This is a genomic window from Streptomyces sp. NPDC048288, assembly GCF_043201555.1.
GTDB lineage: Bacteria > Actinomycetota > Actinomycetes > Streptomycetales > Streptomycetaceae > Streptomyces.
Map to the genome: position 1 here is coordinate 70439 of NZ_JBICZD010000006.1, position 24274 is coordinate 94712.

18 protein-coding genes are annotated in these 24274 nt (G+C 69.6%); 4 read left to right on the forward strand and 14 right to left on the reverse strand.

Features of this window, described 5'->3' with window-relative positions:
• Window positions 1–5 precede the first annotated feature (5 nt).
• From ACGFZS_RS22300 to ACGFZS_RS22340, 9 genes are all read right to left on the reverse strand, one after another.
• Window positions 6–2036, reverse strand: a complete 2031-nt coding sequence (locus ACGFZS_RS22300) for a PQQ-dependent sugar dehydrogenase (RefSeq protein ID WP_393796620.1) — start codon at window positions 2034–2036, stop codon at window positions 6–8.
• 15 nt (window positions 2037–2051) lie between these two features.
• The gene (locus ACGFZS_RS22305) at window positions 2052–4304 is read right to left on the reverse strand and encodes an alpha-galactosidase (protein ID WP_393796621.1); all 2253 of its coding nucleotides are present in this window, start codon (window positions 4302–4304) and stop codon (window positions 2052–2054) included.
• Window positions 4301–7534, reverse strand: a complete 3234-nt coding sequence (locus ACGFZS_RS22310) for a glycosyl hydrolase family 28 protein (RefSeq protein WP_393796622.1) — start codon at window positions 7532–7534, stop codon at window positions 4301–4303. The genes ACGFZS_RS22305 and ACGFZS_RS22310 overlap by 4 nt, the downstream gene beginning before the upstream one ends.
• A gap of 11 nt (window positions 7535–7545) precedes the next feature.
• Complete coding sequence (locus ACGFZS_RS22315) at window positions 7546–8334, reverse strand: heparin lyase I family protein (RefSeq protein ID WP_365695521.1); 789 nt, start codon at window positions 8332–8334, stop codon at window positions 7546–7548.
• Window positions 8331–9533 (reverse strand): glycoside hydrolase family 105 protein, encoded by a 1203-nt coding sequence (locus ACGFZS_RS22320; RefSeq protein ID WP_393796623.1) that lies wholly within the window; start codon window positions 9531–9533, stop codon window positions 8331–8333. The genes ACGFZS_RS22315 and ACGFZS_RS22320 overlap by 4 nt, the downstream gene beginning before the upstream one ends.
• The gene (pqqE, locus tag ACGFZS_RS22325; RefSeq protein WP_393797002.1) at window positions 9530–10597 is read right to left on the reverse strand and encodes a pyrroloquinoline quinone biosynthesis protein PqqE; all 1068 of its coding nucleotides are present in this window, start codon (window positions 10595–10597) and stop codon (window positions 9530–9532) included. Before pqqE ends, ACGFZS_RS22320 begins: the two co-directional genes overlap by 4 nt.
• A gap of 149 nt (window positions 10598–10746) precedes the next feature.
• The gene (gene pqqD, locus ACGFZS_RS22330) at window positions 10747–11001 is read right to left on the reverse strand and encodes a pyrroloquinoline quinone biosynthesis peptide chaperone PqqD (protein ID WP_393653514.1); all 255 of its coding nucleotides are present in this window, start codon (window positions 10999–11001) and stop codon (window positions 10747–10749) included.
• Entirely contained in the window at window positions 10998–11753 is a 756-nt protein-coding gene (gene pqqC / locus ACGFZS_RS22335) for a pyrroloquinoline-quinone synthase PqqC (RefSeq protein WP_393796624.1), read from the reverse strand. Before pqqC ends, pqqD begins: the two co-directional genes overlap by 4 nt.
• An 8-nt stretch (window positions 11754–11761) precedes the next feature.
• Entirely contained in the window at window positions 11762–11902 is a 141-nt protein-coding gene (locus ACGFZS_RS22340) for a pyrroloquinoline quinone precursor peptide PqqA (protein ID WP_355717636.1), read from the reverse strand.
• Window positions 11903–12234: 332 nt separating this feature from the next.
• On the opposite strand from ACGFZS_RS22340, the gene ACGFZS_RS22345 reads away from it, so the two are divergent.
• Window positions 12235–13071, forward strand: a complete 837-nt coding sequence (locus ACGFZS_RS22345; protein ID WP_393796625.1) for an aldo/keto reductase — start codon at window positions 12235–12237, stop codon at window positions 13069–13071.
• Window positions 13072–13157: 86 nt separating this feature from the next.
• Here the strand turns inward: ACGFZS_RS22345 and ACGFZS_RS22350 are convergent, their stop codons facing one another.
• Window positions 13158–13769 (reverse strand): hypothetical protein, encoded by a 612-nt coding sequence (locus tag ACGFZS_RS22350; protein ID WP_393653522.1) that lies wholly within the window; start codon window positions 13767–13769, stop codon window positions 13158–13160.
• 228 nt (window positions 13770–13997) lie between these two features.
• Here ACGFZS_RS22350 and ACGFZS_RS22355 point away from each other — a divergent pair, with 228 nt between their 5' ends.
• Window positions 13998–14690 (forward strand): glycoside hydrolase family 75 protein, encoded by a 693-nt coding sequence (locus tag ACGFZS_RS22355; RefSeq protein ID WP_359214861.1) that lies wholly within the window; start codon window positions 13998–14000, stop codon window positions 14688–14690.
• A gap of 81 nt (window positions 14691–14771) precedes the next feature.
• Here ACGFZS_RS22355 and ACGFZS_RS22360 read toward each other — a convergent pair whose 3' ends face one another.
• On the reverse strand, window positions 14772–15470 hold the full coding sequence (locus ACGFZS_RS22360; protein WP_393796626.1) for an SDR family oxidoreductase: 699 nt from the start codon (window positions 15468–15470) through the stop codon (window positions 14772–14774).
• 376 nt (window positions 15471–15846) lie between these two features.
• The gene (locus ACGFZS_RS22365) at window positions 15847–16755 is read right to left on the reverse strand and encodes a class I SAM-dependent methyltransferase (protein WP_393796627.1); all 909 of its coding nucleotides are present in this window, start codon (window positions 16753–16755) and stop codon (window positions 15847–15849) included.
• 123 nt (window positions 16756–16878) lie between these two features.
• On the opposite strand from ACGFZS_RS22365, the gene ACGFZS_RS22370 reads away from it, so the two are divergent.
• Window positions 16879–17643 (forward strand): phytanoyl-CoA dioxygenase family protein, encoded by a 765-nt coding sequence (locus ACGFZS_RS22370; RefSeq protein ID WP_393796628.1) that lies wholly within the window; start codon window positions 16879–16881, stop codon window positions 17641–17643.
• A gap of 92 nt (window positions 17644–17735) precedes the next feature.
• Here the strand turns inward: ACGFZS_RS22370 and ACGFZS_RS22375 are convergent, their stop codons facing one another.
• Window positions 17736–19451: a glycoside hydrolase family 6 protein gene (locus ACGFZS_RS22375; protein ID WP_393796629.1), complete on the reverse strand. Its 1716-nt coding sequence runs from the start codon at window positions 19449–19451 to the stop codon at window positions 17736–17738.
• Between the two features lie 61 nt (window positions 19452–19512).
• The gene (locus tag ACGFZS_RS22380) at window positions 19513–20988 is read right to left on the reverse strand and encodes a cellulose binding domain-containing protein (protein WP_393796630.1); all 1476 of its coding nucleotides are present in this window, start codon (window positions 20986–20988) and stop codon (window positions 19513–19515) included.
• Window positions 20989–21250: 262 nt separating this feature from the next.
• Between ACGFZS_RS22380 and ACGFZS_RS22385 the strand changes: the two genes are divergently transcribed.
• Window positions 21251–24187, forward strand: a complete 2937-nt coding sequence (locus ACGFZS_RS22385) for a glycoside hydrolase family 48 protein (RefSeq protein ID WP_393796631.1) — start codon at window positions 21251–21253, stop codon at window positions 24185–24187.
• Window positions 24188–24274 lie beyond the last annotated feature (87 nt).

Below are 24274 nucleotides of genomic sequence, written 5' to 3' on the forward strand. Positions count from 1 at the left end.
ATCCGTCACTTGATGTCGATCCGGAAGATCTTGTCGGATCCGTCCGCCTGGTTGCCGTTGTTGTCGCAGTTGGTGGTGGACAGCCACAGCTGGTCGGCGCCCGGCACCTTGGTCACGGTCCGCAGCCGCCCGTAGGTGCCCACGTAGTACGCCGTCGGCGTGCCGACCGTCTCCGCGTTGCCGTTGATCGGGATCCGCCACAGCCGCTCGCCGCGCAGGGACGCCATGTAGACGACGTTGCGGACGATGGCGATCCCGCTCGGGGACGCCTCGGAGACGTTCCAGGTCGCCTTGGGGTTGGTCATGCCCGCGACCGAGCAGGTGCCCTCGCAGGTCGGCCAGCCGTAGTTGGCGCCCGGCTTGATGAGGTTCAGTTCGTCCTTGGAGCTGTTGCCGAACTCGGCCTCCCACAGCCGTCCGTTGCGGTCGAAGGCGAGGCCCTGGGGGTTGCGGTGGCCGAGGCTGTAGACGTAGTTCCCGAACGGGTTGCCGGGGGCCGCCTTGCCGTCGGTCGTCATCCGCAGGATCTTGCCGTTCAGGGAGTTCTTGTCCTGGGCGAGATCGGGGGTCTGGGCCTCGCCGGTCGAGACGTAGAGATAGCCGTCGGGGCCGAAGAGCAGCCGTCCGCCGTTGTGGTAGCGGTTCTTCTTGATGCCCTGGAGCAGGATCTTGTAGTCGCTGAGCTTGGTGCCGTCGTAGGTCATGCGCACGACCCGGTTGCCCTCGGAGGCGGTGTGCATGAAGTAGACGTAGTGGTCGGTCTCCCACTTGGGGTCGACGGCGACGCCGAGCAGCCCGCCCTCGCCGTTGGTGGTGACGGCGTTCGGGACGGTCCCCACCTGGGTCCTCGTGCCGTCCTTGGTCACCTTCCAGACCCGGAAGTCGTCCCGCTCGGTGACCAGCGCGGTCTTGCCGTCGGGCATCCAGTAGGTGCCCCAGGGGATCGTCCAGCCGGTGGAGAGCGTGGCGATGGAGGACGGGACCCCGCCGTCGGTGGCACAGGCCTTGGTGGTGAAGGTGACGGTGTTGCTCGGCGCGGAGACGTTCCCGGCCGCGTCCCGGGCGACGACGTCCAGGGTGTAGGGGCTGTCGCAGGCGAGACCGGTGAGGGTGGTGGTCGTGGCGCCGGTGACCGTCTGGTAGACGGTGTCCCCGCTGCGGATGTCGTACGCGGTCACCGCGCGGTCGTCGGTGGACGCGCCCCAGGCGAGGTCGACGGTGTTCGCGGTGATACCGGCCGAGGTGAGAGTGCCGGGCGCGGTCGGCGGTGTGGTGTCGCTGCTCGGTTTCGTCGTGCAGTCCACGACCGGGCTGGCCAGCGAGGTGTTGCCGGCCGCGTCCCGGGCGATGACGGTGAGGTCGTAGGTGGTGTTCGGGGTGAGCCCGGTGAGGGTCTTGGACGTCGAACTCCCGGTCGCCTCACCGATCTTGTTGCCGTGCTCGTAGAGGTCGTACGCCGCCACGCCCACGTCGTCCGTGGCCGCGCCCCAGCCGAGGGTGAGGCCGTTCTCGCCGATTTCGGAGCAGGACGGCTGGCCGGGCCGGGTGGGGGCCTGGGTGTCGGCCGCCGCGCCGACGCTGATCCGGTCCAGGTTGGGGCCGCCGTCGGCGGTGGTGGCGGTCGCCCGGATCTTGTTGCTGCCCGCGGTCAGCGGCACGTTGACCGACTTGGTCACCCAGGTGTTCCAGTCGGCGGTGGCCGGGAAGGAGACGGCGGAGGCGACGACCGTGCCGTTGACGGAGATGTCCATCGGGCGGTCGGTGGCGGTGCCGTTGGCGAAGCGCAGGGTGAGCGACGAGGTGCCGGTGGCGGCCGCGCTCACCGTGAACTCCACGTACGAACCCTTGATGTTGGTGTAGTCGACGAAGCCGGTGCCGGTGTAGCCGGTGTGGTTGGTGGCGACCGTGCCCTGCGCGATGGTGGCGTCCTCGGCCTGGTAGTCGGTGGCGGCCAGGGCGGTGCCCTGGCTCAGTCCGGCCAGCGGCAGCGCGAGCACCGCGGCCAGCCCGTAGGGCAGAACTCTCCTGAGATTCATGGGGGTTGCTCCCTGTCAGCCCGTGTACTGGGCGAAGACCTTGAGGTAGTCGTACGGCTGCTGCGACACACCGCTGCAGGCGTCGCCGTCGGTGCCCGAGCCGCAGGCCCGGTCGCGGTTGACGGACCAGTAGGTGAGGCGGCCGATGTGGTGCTGCTGGGCGTAGCCGAGCATGGTCGTGAAGTCGGCGACGCGGACCCGTTCACCGGAGTCGTCCGTCCTGCCGTTCATCGAGGACAGGCCGATGTGGGCGTAGGCGCTGGCGTCGCTGTAGCCGTAGGCCGACTTGACCTTGGCCTTGAGGCCTTCCATGGCCTGGGTGGTGAGCGTGCCCATGTTCGTGGACCCGCCACCGAAGTCGAACGGCATGATGCACCAGACGTCGTTCGCCAGACCGGAGTTGGCGGCTCGCTTGATCATGTCGGCGCCGGTGGAGTCGGGGCCGCTGGTCGTCGTGCCGAAGGTGATGACCGTCTTCAGGCCCGGGTTGTTCGCCTTGACCGTCTTGAGCGCGTCGACGACCCGCTGCCGTACGGTCGCGTTGGACCACTCGGTGTTCTCGATGTCGATGTCGAGGGCCTTCAGCCCGTAGGCGTTGATCACCTTCTGGTACGCGCCGGCGAGCGCGGCGGCGCTGGAGCACTTCTCCCCCAGCTTGTTTCCGCTCCAGCCGCCGACCGACACGACCACGTCTCCGCCGGCCGCCCGGATCGCGTTGATCTTCGCCTGGTCGTCGCCGCCGGTGAGCGGGCGCGAGCCGTCCCACTTGGGGTTGCAGGTGCCGTCGGAGAGGACGAAGGCGAGGGTGAACCACTTGACGCCGGTCGCCGACATCACCGAGGTCGGGTTCTGCGGGCTGCCCCAGCCGAGGTACTCGTAGGGGGCGACGGCGAAGCCCGGTGAAGCGGCGGCGGACTTCGCGGAGTTGACGGGCTTGACGCGGATCAGGCGGGTCTCGCCCGGGCGCAGGGTGGCGCTGTAGGAGTTCGCGATCACGCCCTTGTGGGAGCCTGACCACAGGTCGGTGACATCACCGGAGCCGGTGAAGCCCACCTGGGACCAGTCCACCGAGACCGTGGAGTTGCCGGAGGTCCCGGTGTTGAAGAGGGCGACGACGTACTGGCCGTCGCTCTCCTTCTTGCTCCACACCTGTTTGACCCCGCTGCTCACGATCCGTTTCGCGGCGACGCCGTCCTGGTCGACGCCGATCAGCCGGTCGTTGGTGAGCATGGCCTTGTCGACGGAGTCGAGGTGGGTGAGGTCGGTGCCGAGCAGCAGCGGGGCCGCCGCCATCGACCAGAGCGTGAAGTGGGAGCGGCGCTGGTCGGCGGTGAGGCCCACCTGGTCGCCGTTGCCGATCTCCAGCGAGTCCAGGTCGTTCCAGCCGCCGGGTCCGGCGTACGGCTGCCAGGAGGCCGCCGAGTCGAACCGCTTGGAGACATGGGACCAGTCGGTCAGCGGGTAGCCGCTGCCATTGTCACCGGGGCCGCAGTAGCACTCCACATCACCCTGGGTGCGCCAGCTGTTGGCGAGCCCGCGCCAGGTGGTGGCGTCGGCGATGGGGAGGTTGTTGGAGAGGGCGAAGGTGATGGGCCGTCCGCTCGCCCGCAACGCCTTGTCCCAGGCCTGGACGTCGGGGACGTCCTGGCTGCCGACACCGTCGATCTTCAGGTAGTCGACGCCCCAGGAAGCGAACTGCTTCGCCCAGGAGTTGACGAACTCCTGGGCCCCCGGCTTCCCGTAGTCGATGTAGTACATGTTCTTGCAGTTGTAGTTCTTCTCCGTCTTCGAGGTGTCCGCGATGTCCTTCGCGTGGTACGACGTGCCCTCGATCGGCGTGTTCTTCAGGACGGCGTTCTTCGCGATGCCGGGCGTGACGTAGAAGCCGAACTTGAGGCCCTTGGAGTGGACGTAGTCGGCGACCGCCTTGATGCCGGACGGGAACTTGGCGGTGTCGGCGGTCCAGCGGCCGTAGGAGTCGACGGCGAAACCGTTGCTGTCGCACTTCTGCCAGAAGTCGTCGAGGTTGACGTACACGAAGCCGTGGTCCTTCAGGCCGCTGGACGCCAGCGCGTCGGCCTGGGCCTCGATCTTCGCCTCGGTGGGCTGGCGGCGCACGAAGCTCCAGCTGCTCCAGCCCATGGCGGGGCGCGCCGCCTGGCCGTTGTCGGAGGCGGCGGCCGGCTGGGCTGCGGTGCTCAGGAGCGGCACGGCGGCCGCCACGAGCAGACCGGCCACCGCGGCCGTGAGCGATCTGACGCGTTTCATGACTGTCCCCCGTTCGCGGGTGTGGCGTACGACGTCCCGATCCACGCCTCGTCGATCCGCAGCCGCTTGTAGCGGGTGGAGTCGGTGGCGGCGGCCCAGGTGCTGTCGACTTCGAGGCGGACGTAGCGGGCGGTGGCGGCGGTCAGGTCGATGCCCTGGATGCCGCGGCGGCTGGGCAGCTGTCCGGTCTTGACCGGGCTCCCCCAGTTCGTGCCGTCGTCGCTGACGTACACCTTGTAGTCCTTGATCCGCGCCGACTGCTCGGTGTCCGAGCGGGCGTAGGCGACGGAGTCCTCGCGCTGGTTGAGCCCGATGTACTGCGCCTTCTTGGCCGAGCCGAGGTCGAAGGTGAGGTTCACGGGCAGCGTCTTGTTGTTGTCCCAGTAGGTGAGGTAGTCGCCGTCACCGGCGGCCGAACCGGCGTGACCGCTCGCGGCGGCGCTCGCGGTCACCTTGACGCCCGAGAGGATGCCCTGGCGGCCCGCGGTGATGACCTTGAAGACGGTGTCGTACGGGTCCCAGTCGCCGAGGCCGGTCAGGGTCAGGACGCCACCCGACTGCGACCAGGAAACCGCCTTGCCGGTGCGGAGGTCGGTGACGGCGGCGATGCGGTAGCCGTTGTCGCGGATGCGCAGGGTGGTGGTGCTGGGCGGGGTCAGGACGTGGATGTACTGGCGGTTCGGATCGGCCTTGGCGACGGTCGTGACGCCGTGGGCGCCGTCGTTCCAGAAGCCGGGCTTGAGGCCGCCGTACATGTAACCGCCGCCCTCGGTGGCGCCCAGGGACTCCCAGATGGGGTCGAGGTAGCTGTTCGCGAAGGTGTTGAAGGCGGCCTGGTTGCTCGGGAACTTGCCGTTGACCTGGGCGGTCTCCGCCATCAGCGCCTTCACCGAGGAGCCCGCGTTGGTGATGAGCCGGCCGAGGGTGAGCGCGCGGTCGACGGACGGGTTGGAGCCGTCGTACCACCAGGCGCCGGTGGCGGGCAGCTTGAAGTCGGCCTCGGTGAGGCGGGGTTGGGCGGTGTAGACGGCCTGCGGGTAGTCGTAGGCCGGGGTCATGCCGGTCTTCTGCTCGTTGCTGATCATGTCCATGATCGGCGTGTCTTCGTTGTTGTTGCTGAGGGTGTAGTTCGGGCGCTTCTGGTATATCTGCTGGTAGAGGTCGTGGCTCTCCCAGTACGCGTTGTCGTTGTCGATCCAGAAGCCGCCGAGGTCGGGGTAGCGGTCCATGACCTCGAAGAAGTTGTCGTAACTGAACTGCCCGAAGCCGTCGTTGGTGGTCAGGTCGACGTTCTTGCCCTTGTAGGCGGAGTAGGCGGCCGAGTCGAGCCACTCGTGGCCGCCCTCGTCGTGCCACTGGGGGTCGTTGGTCATGTAGAGGATGACCTTCAGGCCCTTGGCCTTGGCGGCGGTGATCAGCTCGCCGAGGAAGTCCCGCTTGGTGGCGCAGGAGCCGGGGATCTTGGACGGCCAGGGGCGGGCGTAGCCGAGGCGGCTGTGGAAGGTGGCGAGGACCAGGTACTGGGCGTGCAGCTTCTGCGCCTCGTTCACCCAGTAGTCCGGGGTCCAGCCGCCGCTGGTGACGTCGTTCTCCCAGGCGGTGCAGCTGGTGTGCGCGGGCGCGGTGCGCTCGCCCCAGTGCAGGAAGAGGCCGCCGGCCGAGTTGCGGAGGAAGTCCTGGCGGGGGTTCTCCAGGTCGAGCGGGGTCGCGGCCGCCGTGCAGTCCTGGCCGCCGGAGACGCGCAGTGCGCCGCCGGAGGTGTTGTGACTGTCCGTCAGGCAGGCTCCGGTGACGTCCTGGAGGCCGATGTCGTACGGCGAGTCGCCGCCCTTCTGCGCGGTGAACCGGGTGAGGCGGAGGTCGCTCGCCGCGTTGGCGATGAGCGCCGGCCGGCCGTCGTCCGAGGCGAACTTCACGCCGCTGTCGGTGAATTGCACGTGGTCGGCGTTGTGCAGGTACCAGCCGTAGGCGGGCCGGGTGCCGATGGCCTTGGGGTTGTAGTCGTTCGGGTCGTTGCTGGGCACGCCGGTGGACATGGTGCCGTTGCCGCCGGGGACGGTGATGTTGACGTGGTCGAAGGTGATCCCGCTGATGCGGTGGCCGCTCTCGCCCCACAGGGTCGGGCTGAAGGAGGGGCTGTTGCCGGTGGCGGTGATGTCGTCGTACGTGACGTCACTGATCGATCCGACACCCGGGCTGTTCCCGCAGCGTTTCCTCGTGCCGATCTTCTCCATGATCGGCGAGTGGACGTTGGTCATCGTGATGTCGCGGTAGTGGACGTCGGAGATCTTCGCGCCGTCCATCGAGACCATGCCGAGGCCGGACTTGTCGGCGCCGTCGATGCGGATGTTCTCGAACTGGTAGTCCGAGAAGTCGCCGCAGGTCTCGGAGCCGAACATCAGGGCGTTGCAGCACTTGGCGCCCAGCGTCGAATCGCTCACCCGGACATGCCCGTTGGGGAGCTTGGCGCCGAGCGCGTAGTCGCTCTTGAAGACCAGGGCGTCGTCGTTGGCGTGGATGGTGGCGTTGGTGATCGTGGCGTTCGTCGTGGAGATGACGTTCCAGCCGTCGCGGTCGCTCGCGGTGTCGATGGTCAGGTGGTCGGAGGTCACGTTCTTGCAGCCGTTGATCAGGGCCGCGAAGTGACCGCCCCGGCGGAGCGTGAGACCGTCGCCGATGCGCAGGCCGTCGCACCTCGTCAGCGAGATGATCTTGTCGGCCTCGCCGGTCTTCGGGTTGCCGGTGATCAGGTTGCCGGCGCCGTCGATGACGCCCTGGCCGACGAACCCGATGTCGGTGAGCTTGTCGCCGTAGATCATCGCGTCGTGGAAGTGGCTGTGGCCGTAGTCCTGGTAGGCGTCGTACGGGTTGGACTCGGCCTTGTCGTAGGTGTCGGCGCTGGAGCCCTGGAGGGTGGCGCCCTTGTCCAGCTGGAGCGTCACATGGCTCTTCATGTGGACGGTGTTCTTCGACTTGTAGGTGCCGGCGGTGAAGCGGACCGTGCCGCCGCCCGCCGCGTTCGCCGCCGTGACGGCCTTGTCGATGGCCGGGGAGTCGTTGGCGGAGCCGTCGCCCTTGGCGCCGTAGTCCCGCACGTCGAAGACGGCGGCGGGGTGCGGGGCGGTGGGCGGGGCGGCGAGGGCCGCCGGGTGGGAGAGTCCCAGCACGGCGGCGAGGACGAAGAGGACGATCGCGGCAGCGCGGTGCCGTGGAGCGGTGGGGGGTTTCATATGACGGTGCCTCACACCAGTTGGTAGCCGCGGAGGTTGGTGAGCAGGAGGTAGGTGTCCTGCAGGGAGCCGGAGGTGTCGCCGAGGGAGCGGTAGATGCCCCACTTCGGGCGGACCCGGTCGGCCAGGAAGGTGTCGACGCCGGTCTTGGAGGCGTCGATCACGGTCGAGCCGCCGGACTTGAGGATCCAGCGGACCGAACCCGCCGAGCCGTTGCCGACCTTGATCTGGAAGTCGACGTCGGTCCAGCTGTCGTGCAGCGGGTCCAGGTCGGTGCGGCCGACCAGGATGTCGTCGATGGCGAGTTTCAGCTCGATGGTCTGCTTGCCGTTCACCCGCCGCAGGGACTGCACGACGATCGGCGAGGTGCCGCTGCCGGGCTGCTTCATCTGCATGATGTGCGTGAAGGTGGTGGTCGCCTTCAGCGAGCTCGGGATGTACATCGAGTAGGTGACCCGCCAGGTCTGGCCCTCGTTCCACTTGAGATAGCCGCTGGAACTCGTGCGCAGACCGGTGACCTCCTGGCGCTGGCGGTCGGTCGAGGTGTCGCGGTCGACCGTGTGCATGTTGAAGCGCCAGTTGTTGCCCGTGGCGAAGATGTGCGGGTGTCCGGCGGGGTGGGAGTCGGCGCGGTCGTCCTCGACGGTCTCGAAGGCGCCGAGTCCGTCACCGCTCGCCGACGGCTGCCACTTGAGCTGCCAGGACGCGGCGTGTGCGGTGGTCGCGGGCAGCCCGACGGCCGCTCCCGCGGCACCGGCGAGCGCGGCCCCGAGCACCGCCCTTCTGGATGTTGTGCTCATGACACTACATCTCCTCGCAGTTGCTCGTTCATGATCAGGAAGGCCCCGAGGCCGTGGAAGTCGTTGGTGGCCCGGGTGCGGGCGACGTAGTACGCGTAGTCGCCGACATTGGTGCCGACGGAGATGTCGGCCAGCTCGGTGCGGCCGTCCGCGCCGACCGACAGCTTCGCGAGCACGCCCTGGTAGCCCCGGCGGGCCACGTCCGCGTAGTGCGCATCGAGGTAGTGCTGCTGGGCGCCGCGCGAGAGGGCGTAGGTGAACATGCTGGAGCAGGAGGTCTCGGTCCAGTTGTCGCTCCGGCCGCCCTTGTCGATCACCTGGAACCAGCGGCCGGTCGCCGGGTCCTGGTACTTCTCCAGGCCCGCCGCCAACTTGCGGAAGATCGAGAGGAGTTGGGGACGCCGGGGCTGGTTCGCCGGGACCGCGTCCAGCACGTTCACGATCGCCATCGCGTACCAGCCGACGGCACGGCACCAGTGCTCGGGCGCGAGCCCGGTCGCCGGATCCGCCCAGCTCGCCGTCCTCGACTCGTCGTAGGCGTGCTTGAGCAGGCCGTTCGCGACCTGGAGGTGGCCGCCGTAGACGGCGAGCTGCTTGGCCGCCTCGTCGTCGGTGTACGCGCCGTCCCCGAACTCCTTGCCGTACTCGACGAGGAACGGGTTCACCATGTAGACGCCGTCCGCCCAGAGTTGGTGCGCGCGGCTGGAGTTGTCCGCGTGCCAGAAGCCGCCGTCGGCGGTGCGCGGGTAGGTGTCCAGGCGGTCGCGGATCTTCTTCGCCGCCTTGCGGTAGCGGTCCTGGCCGGTCTCGTGGTGCAGGATCACCAGGAGGCGGCCGGCCTGCATGCTGTCCAGGCTGTTGAAGGACTGGTCGATCGAGCCGTCGCTCTTCACGAACCGGTCGACGTAGCTCTTGATGTAGGTGAGGTAGCGGGGGTCGTGGGTGCGCTTGTAGGTGAGGTACTGGCCGTAGAGGTAGAGGCCGACGGGGTAGGACCAGCCGCCGATGGTGGCCGGGGTGTAGCGGGCCATGGTGGAGTCGACGACCGCGGTGGACCAGTCGGGGGCGGCGGCCGGTCGGGGCGCGGCGGAGACGGCGGGTGCGGCGACGGCGGGCGTGGGTACGGCCGCGGGGAGCACGGCCAGGGTGGCGGTGGTGAGTGCGACGGCCGTGAGCGCGGCGGCTCGCAGGCGTTTCATGGTCCTCCTTCTCGGTGGGCGGCGGCAGCGGAGGTCCGCCGCAGGGGTACGAGGTGGTGGGCGGGGGCGTGCCGGCAGGCCGGGTCGGTGTTGCGGGCGTCGCCGGTGAGCGCGTACGCCTGGCAGCGGCAGCCGCCGAAGTCGGTGGTGCGCAGGGCGCAGCCCCGGCAGGGCTCGCGCATCCAGGACTCGCCCCGGTAGGCGTTGAAGGCCTTCGACTCCCGCCAGATCCAGGCGAGTTCACGCTCCCGTACGTTCGGTGGGTCGAGGCCGGGCAGGGTGGCCGCGGCCGGGCAGGGCAGGACCGTGCCGTCGGGGGTCACGGTGAGCGAGATCCGGCCCCAGCCGCCCATGCAGGGCTTCGCGGTGCCGGTGAGGAGATCGGGGGCGACCCAGATCAGCTCAGGTTCGTCGAGCCGTTCGCGCCAGCGCAGGACCGTCGCCCTGGCCCGCTCCACCTGGCCGGGCAGCGGCAGCAGGGCGGCCCGGTTGCGGGCGGCCCAGCCGTGGTACTGGGTGTTGGCCAGCTCGATCCGGTCCGCGCCCCAGGACACCCCGAGCGCGATCAGGTCGTCGACGGCGTCGAGGTTGCCCCGGTGCAGGACGACGTTCAGCCCGAACGGCAGTCCCGTCGCCCGGATCAGCCGGGCGGCACGCTCCTTGGCCGCGAACGAGCGGGCGCCCGCGATGCGTTCGGCGGCCGTCGGCTCCGCGTGCTGCACGGACAGCTGCACCCCGCGCAGTCCGGCGCCGACCAGCCCGGCCAGCCGCCGCTCGCCGAGCCCGACCCCGCTGGTGACCAGCTGGGTGTGCAGGCCCGCGCTGTCGGCGGCGGCCACCAGTTCCGGAAGATCGCGCCGGAGCAGCGGCTCGCCGCCGGACAGATGGGTCTGGACGACACCCAGCTCACCGGCGCTCCGGAACACCTCCGCCCATTCCCCGGACGTCAGCTCGGCTGACCGACTGATCAGTCGGACGGGGTTCGAACAATAGCCGCAGCGCAGCGGACAGGCATGGGTGAGCTCGGCGAGCAACGCCCAGGGCGGCTCGGGGGGCGCAGACAGTCCGGGAGGCGCAGACAGTCCGGGCGGCTCCGGTCGTTCACGCCCCGCCGACGGCTCCGATGGTTTGCGCGCCGCCGGCGGCTCCGGTGGTTCGCGCCCCGCCGGCAGGGCGGGGGGTTCGCGTGGTTCAGGCGGTTCCGCGGCGGCTGTCATCGCAGCCAGCCCTCCCTCCTCAACGCCGAGAGGAACTCGGGGACTTCGGTGGCGACCGGGGCGCCCGGGAACGCCGTGGCCAGTTCGGCGACGATGTCCGGCACCGCCCGGCTGCCGTCGCAGAGCCGGAGCACCCCGCCCGCCCGGCCGTGCAGTACGACCACACGCTCGGGCAGCAGCAACAGGTCGGTGCCGCGCACCCGGTCGTGGCGCAGGACGGCCGTGCGGGCGAGGACGGGCCGCCAGGTCATGGCCCGCCTCCGTCCGGGGTGTCGCTCCAGCCCCGGGTGTCCCCCCGGTCCACGGCGTCCAGGAGGGCCCAGAGCACCTCGCACTTGTAGGCGAGCGCGGCGAGCGCGCGCTGCTGTTCCGCGCGGGTGCGGGCCCACTCCAGGACCAGGGCGAGGGCCTCCTCGCCGTCCCGGGCGCCCTGGTCGACGCGGGTGCGGAAGTAGGCGAGGCCGGCCGGGTCGATCCACGGGTAGTGGTGTTCGAAGGCGGCGACGCGGGTGCGCATCAGGCCGGGCGCGGACAGCTCCGTGAGGGAGGCGGCGACCGCGTCCAGCGCGGGGCGCAGCCGGCAGAAGGTGACGTACCCCTCGACCGCGAAGCGCACCCCGGGCAGCACCCGGGAGCTGTCCCAGAGTTGGTCGCGGCCGAGGCCGGCCGCCTCGCCGAGGCGCAGCCAGCGCTCGATGCCGCCCTCGCCGTCGGCGGTGCCGTCGTGGTCGCGGATGCGCCGCAGCCAGGCGCGGCGCGGTTCGGGCCGGTCGAACTTGGCGAGGATCAGGGCGTCCTTGACGGGGATGTGCCGCTGGTAGTGGAAGCGGTTGGTGATCCAGCGGCGCAGCTCCGCCGGGGTCAGTTCGCCCCGGTGCATGCGCAGGTTGAAGGGGTGCCGGTCGTGGTAGCGGTCGGCGGTGACGGCGCGCAGTCGTTCGGTGAACTCGGGGACCGGCCAGGGGTCGGCGGCCGTCCCGGCATGGACGGTGGTGACGGTCATGGTGCGGATCAGCGGTCGCCGAGGGCGTAGCCGGTCACTTCCAGGGCGGTCTCCACCACCTGGTAACCAGGGCTTCGCCAGACCTTTTCATCCGATGTCTGTAGAACGGTGGGTTCCGGCTGACGGTCCTCGGAGGTCGTCTCGTTCATGGTGTGCGTACCTGCTTTCCTGAGGTTGGGGGGTCTCAGAGCGCAGACAGGGGGCCGCGTTCACAGGGATCTGCTGGAAAACCCAGAGAGCGGTTCACATCTCTGTACCGGGTTCAGCGATACGTCCGACGGTGCGAACCAGAGTCCCGGCAGGAACGGGCCGCGGTCAATGGTCCGGACCGATAAGGTCGGATGCATTTCCGGCCAATCTCCGCCGACAGGCACTGACCCATCGGTCAGTTCCGGCGGATTCCACGGTCAGGAATGCATCCTGCCCGGTGATCGTTGACGATGGGAGTACCACCTGTCGACAACCTAAGGATCGAGAGCTCGTGAGCAGCAAGGTCCCCCCGAAAATCCTCAACAACGGCGTCGAGATGCCCCAGCTGGGCTTCGGCGTGTGGCAGGTGCCGGACGACGAGGCCGAGCGGGCTGTCGCCACGGCGCTGGAGGCCGGGTACCGCAGCATCGACACAGCGGCGATCTACGGCAACGAAGAGGGCACCGGCAAGGCGATCGCCGCCTCCGGCGTCCCGCGCGAGGACGTCTTCGTCACCACCAAGCTCTGGAACGCCGACCACGGGTACGACGCCACCCTGCGCGCCTTCGACGCGTCGCTGGCGAAGCTGGGTCTGGACTACCTGGACCTCTACCTCATCCACTGGCCGCTGCCGGCCCGGGGCAAGTACGTCGACTCGTACAAGGCGTTCGAGAAGCTGTACGCCGACGGCCGGGTCAAGGCGATCGGTGTCTCCAACTTCCTTCCGGACCACCTGGAGCGGCTGCTCGCGGAGACCTCGGTCATCCCGGCCGTCAACCAGATCGAGCTGCACCCGCATCTGCAGCAGCACGCGGCCCGGGAGTTCCACGACGAGCAGGGCATCGCCACCGAGGCCTGGTCGCCGCTGGGTTCGGGCAAGGGCCTCCTGGAGGTGCCGGCGGTCGTCGCGATCGCGCAGAAGCACAACCGCACCCCGGCCCAGGTCGTGCTGCGCTGGCACATCCAGCTCGGCAACGTCGTGATCCCGAAGTCCGTGACGCCGTCCCGGATCAAGGAGAACATCCAGGTGTTCGACTTCAGCCTGGACACCGAGGACCTCGCGGCGATCAGCGCGCTCAACGAGGACCGGCGGCTGGGCCCGGACCCGGCCACCTTCGACGTCGGCTGAGCGGGAGTCCGCCCGGCGAACGGCCGTCCCGCCGCGTCGGCGGCGGGACGGCCGTTCGCGTTCCCGGCTCGGGGGGGCGGGGCGGGTCAGTCGGGGTGCACGTCCGCGTGCACGACCTCGAACTCCTCCAGGCCGACCACGGTCACATGCGCCTTGGCGGCGTCCGCGCGCCGGGCGGCCGCCTGGCCGCCGCGCGAGGCGGCCATCGAGGCGCGGTCCACGAAGAGCGAGCCGACCATGCCCCGGCCGCGCCGCCGGTCGAGGAAGACGGAGCACCGCGCGAAACCGGGCAACGCCTCCAGCCGGGGTATCGCCGAGGAGCGGAACGTCTCGGCGAACAGATCGGCGTCGGCCGGGTCGAACTCCACCCTGGTGGACCGCATTCCGCCGCCCGCCCGCGGCGGCTGCACCGAGTGGAAGACGGCCACCTCGTAGTTCTCCACGGAGACGGTGCCCGCGAACGGCTCCAGCATCGGCCCGCGCCGCTCGCTCATCACCTGGTCGCTGTTGCGCCGGGCCTCCTCGGAACCCCACCAGCTCACCGCGAGCAGTTTGCCCAGGTCGCGGTCGACGAAGACGCCCGCGCCCCGGTACTCGGGACGTTCCTCCAGCAGACTGCGCCCTTCGCTGTTCAGCGCCCTGACGGCGGCTTCGACCCGCGCCGGATCGCCGGTGACGTACACCGTCCGTACGAACATGACCCCTCGCCTCCCAGGAGCCACCGGAGCCACTTCCCCACACCCACACAGCTCCTGTGTAAATGTTCGGAATGTCCTGCCCCACCAGTGTTGCCCTGGCGCCATACCGTCGCAATGCACGACAAAAACCCGAGTTCACAGCCCAGGGGTTGACGCGGACATGCAGCCGGGTCCACCTTGTACGGCACCCGGTCAGGAAACTTTCCTAACAGAAGGGGACCCCCCACAGTGCGCATCCGAACACTGACCCTTGCCGCGGCCTCCGGGGCCGCACTGCTGGCCGCCGGAGTGCTCCCCGCGAGCGCGTCCGGCGCCACCCCCAAGTCCGCCCAGGAGGGCTCGGTCAGCGCGGCGGACCTGCTCGCCAAGGTGACGTCCTGCTCCCAGATATCGAACGGCAAGTACAAGACCGACGACGAGACCTCGGCCACGGTCCCGGTCTGCGGCAAGAACGGCGCGGTCTTCTGGAAGGCCGACATGGACATCGACTGCGACGGCCAGCGCACCACCAACTGCAACGAGGACCGCGACCCCTGGTACCAGGACGACACCGCGTTCCACCAGTCCGACGGCAAGGCGCTCAAGGCCGAGTCGCTGCCGTATGTCGTGGTCCCCAGCTCCAGCAGCATCTGGAACTACTCCGGCGCCGGCATCAAGGGCGGCGGCGTGGTGGCCGTCATCTACAACAACAAGGTCGAGTACGCGGTGGTCGGCGACACCGGCCCCACGAAGATCATCGGCGAGGCCTCGTACGCCACCGCCAAGGCGCTCGGCATCGACCCCGACCCGGCGACCGGCGGCGCCGACTCCGGCGTCACCTACATCCTCTTCAAGAACTCCAAGGTCTCCCCCATCGAGAGCCACAGCGCGGCGGTGTCCCTCGGTGACTCGCTGGCGAAGCAGTTCCTCGCCAACAACTGACCGCGGCGGTTCCCCCGCCGCCCACCGGCCCGGGGAGGGCGGGCGGCCCGGTACCGCACGGTACCGGGCCGTCGGGGCAGGTCAGTTGGGCTGTCCCAGCGGTCGTACGACGATGGTGTTGACATCCACGCCGGCGGGCTGCCGGATCGCCCACACCACCGAGTCGGCGATCTGGTCGGCGGTCAGCAGGTGACCGGGCGGCAGGCCGTTGCCGTCCCAGAACGGGGTCTCCACCCGGCCCGGCGCGACCAGGGTGACGCCGATGCCGAAGTCGGTGACCTGACGGCGGGTGTTCTCCGCCAGCCCGGTGACCGCCCACTTGGTGGCGCCGTACAGGTTGCCGGGCGTGTTCACGAACCCGGCGACGCTGCCCACCAGGACGATCCGGCCCCGGGTCTCCTTCAGTGGGTCGACCGAGGCACGGATCAGCAGGGCGGGCCCGAGGACGTTGGTGAGGACCATCTCGGCCCAGCCCGCCGGGTCGCCCTCGGCGACGGTGTCATGGGTGGCGAAACCGGCGTTGGCCACCACGGTGTCCAGCCGGCCGAACGCCTTGAGCGTGCCGTCGACGGCCGCCTCGACGTCGGCGTACTCGGCGGCGTTGCCGACGATCGTCAAAAACCCTTCCGGGGAGCCGAGTTCTTCGGCGAAGGCGCGCAACCGCCGCTCGCCCCGGCCGGTCACCGCCACCCGGTGCCCGGCGTCGAGCAGTTGGCGGGCGACGGCGGCGCCGATACCGCTGCCGCCGCCGGTGATGAGTGCGACCGGAGAGTCGGTCATGAGGTCCCCCTGTTGCTCGGTGATCGACGGAGTCCATCACTTCGAGCGCTCTCGATGTCAAGCACCGCAGGCGTCGCGGTACGGCACGGAGGGCAGGCATGCGGCAGTCGGCGCAGGTGGCGTGGATCGGCGGGCTTCGTCGCGGTGGCGATTCCCGGGTGCGCCGCCGGGTACGGTCCCTCGCCGAACACTTCGAGGAGTGCGGGACGCGTTCGGTGCACGGGGGACGGGTGAGCGTGTACGCACGCCGCTGCTTAGGAGCACCCCAAAGGGGAGCGGTGCTGTATTGCCTGTGCGGCTACCGCCGCGTGGGCGCGACCAGCCACGACGGCGCCGCAGCCGCACGACGGCCACCACGGCACCTGCAGCCGACCGGTCAAGCGGGCCGCACGGCCGTGTGCACCGTCCGGGCCCCGAGGACGAACAGGTCCGACCTGCGCTGCAGGCTCGCCGGGTCGGACGGGTCGAGGAGCCGGTCCAGGGTGGTGCGATCCTCGGCGTCGAGGTCCTCGCCGACCGTGTCCCGCAGCCGGGAGAAGATCTCGGTGGCGTAGGCACGGGCCCGGTCGGAGGCCGGGGCGGGCAGGTCAATGAGGAAGCTGCGGCTGCGGGTGTACTTGAGCCCGGCGGAGCCGAGCAGCGCGGGCCAGTCCTCGGCCTCGGTGACCGAGCCGGGCAGGTCGGTGCGCATCTGCTCGAACCACCCCTCCAGCAGCGCGTCCAGCCGCGCCTGCAGCCCGGGCCGGCCGATGCCGATGTCCCGGGGCAGGAAACGGCTGGGCAGGCCGCCCTCCAGGATGGCCAGCGTGCCGCCGGGGGCCAGCCGCTCGGCGAAGGCGGTGAGCGCGGCCCGCTGGTCGCCGAGGTGGTGCAGGCTGTGCCCGGCCCAGAGCAGATCCGCCGGGTAGTCCAACTCGTTTAGCACGCCCGGAAGTTCACCGGCGAGCACACCGAAGCGGTCGGCCACGCCCAGACGCTCGGCACGGGCCCTGGCCCGGTCGAGGAGCGGCTCGCTGCCGTCCACGGCCAGCACCCGCGCCCCCGGGAAGACCTCGGCGAACAGACACGACACCACCCCGGGCCCGCTGCCCAGGTCGACGATCAGTCCCGGCTCGGTGACCTCCTTGCCGAGCCAGCCCAGGGCGTTCTCGTAGAGGGGGGCGAAGAGCTCCGCCTGCGACTCCAGGTGGCCGGCCATCTCGGCCCAGTCGATGTCCGTGTGGGAGTGATCGTGGGTGTGCTTGCGGGTCTGGTTCTCGTCGTGCTGGTGGTGGTCGTGCGCCATGGGCTCAGCCTCTCGTCCGGATGCCGCCAGCGTGCGCCGACGCACCGGCCGGAGGCCAGTCCTGTTGCCGGTGCGGCAAAAAACCGGATGCGTACGGCAAGGCGGCGGGGCCACGATGGCCGCATGGACGACGAGCTGGTCGAGCGCTTCCTGACCGACGGTTTCGTGAAGATCAAGGGCGCGTTCCCGGCGCGCGTCGCCGAGGGGTGCGCCCGGCTGCTCTGGCGGGAGACGGGATACGACCCCGAGGACCCGGGCACCTGGAAGGATCCGGTGGTCTGGGTGGGCGGCAAGGCGGACGGCCCGTTCGCCGCCGCCCCCAACTCCCAGGCCCTGCACGACGCGTTCGACCTGCTGGTCGGTGAGCGCCGCTGGGATCCACGCTATTCGCTGGGCGCCTTCCCGCTGCGGTTCCCGCACGAGGAGGAGCCGGACGACGCGGGCTGGCACATCGACACCAGCTTCATGCCGGAGGGCGCCAGCGACTGGTACGCCAACCTGTGGTCCCGTGAGCGGGCCCTGCTGATGCTGTTCCTGTTCAGCGAGGTGACCGAGGAGGACGCGCCGACCCGCATCCGGGTCGGCTCGCACCTGGACGTGCCACGGATCCTGGAGCCGTACGGCGAGCAGGGCGCCACCCTCCACCAGCTCGGCCAGAAGGTCGACGCGGCCTCCGCGCACCGCCCGCTCGCGTACGCCACCGGACACCCGGGCGACGTCTACCTCTGCCACCCCTTCCTGGTCCACGCCGCCCAGCCGCACCACGGCACCCGCCCCCGCTTCCTGGCCCAGCCCCCGCTGTACCTGAACGCACCACTGGAGCTGGACCGCCCGGACGGCAACCACTCACCGGTAGAGATCGCGGTCCGCCGGGGCCTGAAGGACTGACCCCGGCGGAATCCCGCGCCCCATAGGGGCGCGGGGAACTGCGCGACCAGCCACAAACCGTCCCGCAGCCTCAATCCGACCTCACTCGGCGCTTACGACAACGGCGGGTACGCGTTCGCCATCAGCTGCTGGAACTGCGCCGAGAACCAGTGCCCCGACAGCGGCGCGTTCGGCAGCGCACCCGACATGCTGTTCCCGTTGCGGGCGTTGCCCGTGTACGTCGGGTCGCACATCTGGTCGAACCCCTTGCCCTCGTCGTTCGGGATGGCGCTGCTGGACCCGTCGGACTCCCCCGGCGGCTTCATCCACACATACGCGTCGATCCCGGTCGCCGGGCTGGACTGCGGGCGCTCGCCGAGGCCGGCTCCGGCCTGGTTGCACCAGTTGCCGACGTGGATCCGGCGGTCGTAGCGGCCGCCGTCGACGTACGCGTCCACGCTGGTCGTCGGGCCGGGGCCGGCCGGACGGGCGCTGCCGCCCCAGCCGTTGCGGGAGGTGTCGATCAGCATGCCGATGCCGGAGTTGAAGCCGACCGAGACCAGCTGGGTGCGGAAGGCCTGCGCGAAGGAGAGTTCGTCGACGTAGCGGTTCCAGTCGACCCACTTGGACTGGCGGACGGAGGTGCCGTTCACCGAGTCGTTGATGGTGAAGTTGTTCTCCTTCAGGGCGCTGTAGTTGGCCGTGTTGGTGATGAAGCCGGCCACGTCGTCGACGGTCGCGCCCTCGCTGGTGGCCGCCTGCTTGAACAGGGTGGCCGCCGGGGCGAAGTTGTCGTCCCAGCCGAGCCAGCCGTGGTGGCCGGCGTCGAGGTAGTTGTAGACGTTGGGGATCGCGCCGAGCTTGGCGAGCGCGTAGCCGACGCCCTTCACGTAGTTGCCGTTGGCGAGCATGGTGTCGCAGTTGGCGGTGGCGGTGGCCCGGCTGCCGGTGTTGGTGACCAGGTTGGGCAGCGAGTCGATCTCGATGGTGGTGACGATCCGCAGCGAGGCGTACTTGCTGTCGGAGAGGATCGCCGCGATCGGGTCGATGAACTGCGTCTTGTACTTGTCGATCTCCGTCGCGCCGAGTTCGCCGTTGGAGGCGAGGGCCGCGCAGTCCCGGCCCGGAAGGTCGTAGACGACCAGCTGGACGACTTCCTCGCCGCTGCCCTTCTGGGCGAGCGCCGCGTCGAGGTGGGCGCGCAGCCCCATGCTGGTGCTGGTGCCGTTGATCGCGGCGATCCGGTCGAGCCAGACGCCGGTGGGCTGGTTGGAGATCCGGCTGCCGCCCGTCTCGGCGGCGGCCTTCGCCGACCACTCCGGGTTCACGTACACCTTGGCGCCGGAGTACGGGTTGTCGACACGGGTCCCGGAGCCGCCGCCGTTGCCCCCGCCGCTGCCGCTGCCGTCGTCGACGTTGCAGGTGACGCCGTCGAGGGTGAAGGCGGTCGGGATCGCGTTCGTCCCGGTGTACGACCCGTTGAACCCGAAGCTGACCGAACCGCCGGTCGCCAGGGTGCCGTTGTAGGTCTCGTTGCTCGCGGTCACGGCGGTGCCGCTCTGCGCGATCTTGCTGTTCCAGTAGCTGGTCACCTGCTGGTTCCCGGCGTACGACCACTTCACCGCCCAACTCGACTTCGCCGCCGAGTTGTTGGTGACGGTGACGGCGGCGGTGAAGCCGGAGCCCCAGTCGTTCTGGATCTTGTAGTCGACGGTGCAGGGGATCGCGGAGATCGCCGCCTCGGAGGACGGGGTCACGGCGACCGCGGGCCCGGACACCCCGGCGACGAGCGCCAGGGCGGCGAGTACCGCTGTTCTGGTACGACTCATGAGTGCGGGTTCCTTCTTCTTCGATGGAACTTCTCGGGTGGGACTTCCTCGGTGGGCGTGCCTACGGGTTGATCGCCCGCAGGTGGTCGCGCAGTCCGGCGCCGTACGCCGTGGGCGTACCGCTGTAGTCGGAGATCAGGGAGGGGCCGGAGGAGCAGTCCCAGGTGTTCCAGGTCCAGCCCAGGTAGGAGAGACCGCGGTCGTCGAACCACTTCATGACCTGGTCCACGAAGGCGTGCGAGCAGGTGTTCTCGCCGATCTCCCCGGCGACCAGCGGCACTTGGGCCGCGACCGGGGCCAGGGTGGAGTTCCAGCAGCTCTCACTGGCGCAGGTGTTGAAGTTGTAGACGTGGTACGCGGCGACGAGATTGCCGGCCGGGTCGGTGGGCCTGTACGTCAGCCACTGGCTGAGGTCGTTGGAGTACGCGAGCCCGCCGATCATGATGACGTTCTTCGCGCCGGCGCCCCGGATGCCGTCCACCAGGTCCTGCATGCCGGCGACCTGGTAGCCGATCCCGGAGCAGGTGCCGCCGTCGCGCCAGCACTCCCAGGCCTGGGTGGTCGTCGAGGTCGCCCGGTCCGGGTACGGCTCGTTGAACAGGTCGAACACGGCCGCCGGGTCGTCCTTGAAGGTACCGGCCACCGAGGACCAGAACGACGGGGTGTACTGGGCGTCCGGCATCGGCTTCTGGCAGGTGGCGTGCACGTCGGAGCAGCCGGCCGAGTTGCCGGTGTACTGGCCGTAGGACCAGTGGAGTTCCAGGATCGGTGTCATGCCGAACGACTCGACGCGGGCCACCAGGTCCTTGACGGCGTTGATGTAATTGGCGCCGCCGTACTCGGACTTGACGTTGGACAGGCCGAGCCAGCACTCCTCGTTGAGCGGGATGCGGACGGCATTGGCCTTCCAGTCGGCGATCGCCTTGATCGCCGCGTCGTCGACCGGGCCGTCCCAGATCCCGTAGCCCTGCACGCACATGAACTCGCCGCCGGAGCGGTTCACGCCGAGCAGCCGGTGGGCGGTGCCCTCGGCGTCCACCAGCTTGGCGCCGGAGACGTGCAGGGCCGGGGCCGACCCGGTGGCGGGCGGCTCGGTGGGCGTCGGAGTCGGAGTCGGCTCCGTGTCCACGTTGCAGGTCGTGCCGTTGAGCCTGAAGGCCGTCGGTACGGCGTTGCTCCCCGACCAGGAGCCGAGGAACCCGGCGCTGACGCTCGCGCCGGTGGCGAGGGAGCCGTTCCAGCTCTCGTTCGCCGCGGTGACCGTCGTACCGGACTGGGACCACTTGGCGCTCCAGCCCTGGGTGACCTTCTGGCCGTTCGCGAAGTCGAAGCCCAGGCTCCAACTGGTCATGGCGGCCATGTTGTTGGTGATGGTCACGGAGCCCTGGAAGCCGGTGTCCCACTGGCTGGTGACCGTGTACTGCACCGTGCACGCCGGCGTCGCACCGGACGCCGACACCACCGGTACCAGCGCGGACCCGACGAGGGCGACCGCACCGGTGACGGCTAAAAGAACTGAACGCGGGGGGTGTCGCATGAGCGACTCCTTGCAGCTCGGGCGCGTCGTGACGGACGCGTCGACTGAACGGAATCGCTCCCACTGGTGCGAAGGAAGGTAGCGCCAAGCGACTGCAAAGAACAGGGGAGTTGCTTGACTTTTCTCCAGGGGGCTCCGTCGAATCTTTTCGACTCTTCAACTGCCTTGACCGCACCATGCCACGTCTCCACTATGGGAGCGCTCCCACTGGTTCAAGCCTTGACTTCTCCCCCGAGCCGCAGGCGCAAGGAGGAACCAGCACATGCATCCCGCACATCCCGGAGGTACCGGGCGACGGCGCAGAGCCGTGCGCCGGTTGTGGACGGCGGTCGTCGCCGCCCTCGCCCTGCCGCTGTCGATGCTCGCCACCGGAACGACTCCCGCCCAGGCGGCGACGGTCCAGTGCAGCGTCGACTACAAGACCAACGACTGGGGCACCGGCTTCACCGCCGACCTCACGATCACCAACCGCGGTACGGACGCGATCAGCGGCTGGACGCTGACGTACGCGTACACGGGCAACCAGAAGCTGTCGAACGGCTGGAACGGCACCTGGTCCCAGTCCGGCACCTCGATCACGGTGCAGAACGCGTCGTACAACGGCACGATCGCGGCGGGCGCCGCCGTGTCGACGGGCGCGCAGTTCTCGTACACCGGAAGCAACGCGGCCCCGACGAGCTTCGCGGTCAACGGCACCACCTGCGCCGGCGCGCACCAGCCCCCGGTCACCGTGCTGACCAGCCCGGCCGCGGGCGCGGTGTACACCCAGGGCGACGCGGTGCCGCTGGCGGCGACCGCGGCGGCGGCCGACGGCGCGACGATCAGCAAGATGGAGTTCTACGACGACACCACCCTGCTGGGGACCGACACGTCGTCGCCGTACTCGCTCTCGGTCTCCAGTTTGACCGTGGGCAGTCATTCTCTGGTGGCGAAGGCGTACGACAGCCTCGGCGCGTCCGCGTCCTCGACACCGGTGGGCATCACGGTCGCCTCGGGTCCCGCGCTGGTGGCCTCGCCGACCCAGCTGGGCATCCAGCAGGGTGCGACGGGCACCTTCGGGGTGAGCCTGTCGAAGCAGCCGAGCGCCAGTGTGACGGTGTCCGTGGCCCGCGCGAGCGGCAACACCGGCCTATCGGTGAGCGCCGGTTCGTCGCTGACGTTCACGCCGTCCAACTGGAGCACCGCGCAGAACGTGACCATCGCGGCGGACTCCTCCGGCACCGGCACCGCGACCTTCACGGCGTCCGCGACCGGCTACACCGGCGCGACGGTCACCGTGACGGAACTGGCCGCGTCGAAGGCGTACGACGCACGCTTCCTGGATCTCTACGGGAAGATCACCAACCCGGCGAACGGCTACTTCTCCCCCGAGGGCATCCCCTACCACTCGGTCGAGACGCTGATCGTCGAGGCCCCCGACCAGGGCCACGAGACCACCTCCGAGGCCTACAGCTACCTTCTCTGGCTGCAGGCCATGTACGGCAAGGTCACCGGTGACTGGTCCAAGTTCAACGGCGCGTGGGCCCTCATGGAGAAGTACATGATCCCGACCCACGCCGACCAGCCGACCAACTCCTTCTACAACGCGTCCAAACCGGCCACCTACGCCCCCGAGTTGGACACCCCGAACGAGTACCCGGCGAAGCTGGACACCTCGGTGTCGGTGGGCTCGGACCCGATCGCCGCCGAGCTGAAGTCCGCGTACGGCACGGACGACGTCTACGGCATGCACTGGCTGCAGGACGTCGACAACGTGTACGGCTACGGTGACACGCCGGGCGGCGGCTGCGAGGCGGGGCCGACGGCCGACGGGCCGTCGTACATCAACACCTTCCAGCGCGGTGCGCAGGAGTCGGTGTGGGAGACGGTTCCGCAGCCGACCTGCGACGCCTTCAAGTACGGCGGCACCAACGGCTACCTGGACCTGTTCACGGGCGACTCGTCCTACGCCAAGCAGTGGAAGTACACGGACGCCCCGGACGCCGACGCGCGTGCGGTGCAGGCCGCGTACTGGGCGGACGTGTGGGCGAAGGAGCAGGGCAAGGGCGGCGACGTCTCCGCCACCGTCGGCAAGGCGGCGAAGATGGGCGACTATCTGCGCTACGCCATGTACGACAAGTACTTCAAGAAGATCGGCAACTGTGTGGGCCCGACGACCTGCGCGGCCGGCACCGGCAAGGACGCCTCGGACTATCTGCTGTCCTGGTACTACGCGTGGGGCGGGGCGACCGACACCAGCGCGGGCTGGGCCTGGCGGATCGGGTCGAGCCATGTGCACGGCGGCTATCAGAACCCGCTCGCCGCGTACGCGCTCAGCTCGTACGCCGACCTGAAGCCCAAGTCGGCCACCGGGGCGACCGATTGGGGCACGTCCCTGACCCGGCAGCTGGAGTTCTACCGCTGGCTGCAGTCGTCCGAGGGTGCGATCGCCGGTGGCGCGACCAACAGCTGGCAGGGGCGGTACGCGAGCCCGCCGTCCGGTACGTCGACGTTCTACGGCATGTACTACGACTGGGAGCCGGTGTACCACGACCCGCCGTCCAACCAGTGGTTCGGCTTCCAGGCCTGGTCGATGGAGCGGGTCGCCGAGTACTACCAGCAGACCGGGAACGCGACGGCCAAGGCGATCCTCGACAAGTGGGTGGCGTGGGCGCTGTCCAAGACCACGATCAACCCCGACGGCACGTATCTCATCCCGTCGACGCTCCAGTGGTCGGGGCAGCCCGACACCTGGAACGCGTCGAGTCCCGGCTCCAACAGCGGACTTCATGTCACCGTCGCCGACTACACGAACGACGTGGGCGTGGCGGCCGCGTACGCCAAGACGTTGACGTACTACGCCGCCAAGTCCGGTGACGCGACGGCGAAGTCGACGGCCAAGGCGCTGCTCGACGGCATGTGGGGTCACTACCAGGACAGCCTGGGGATCGCGGTGCCGGAGACGCGGGCCGACTACAACCGGTTCGGGGACGCCGTGTACGTCCCGAGCGGGTGGAGCGGGACCATGCCGAACGGGGACGCGGTCAACTCGTCGTCGACGTTCGCCTCGCTGCGGTCCTTCTACAAGAACGACCCTGCCTGGTCGAAGATCCAGAGCTATCTGGCGGGCGGGGCCGCGCCCGTCTTCACGTATCACCGGTTCTGGGCCCAGGCGGACATCGCCCTGGCCATGGGGTCGTACGCGGAGCTTCTCGAATAGCCCCCGCCGGGCGCTCCGCGGGTGGGGCCGTGGTTTGGCTGCGGGTCCGTTGTGGCTGGTCGCGCCCGCGCGGCGGTAGCCGCATAT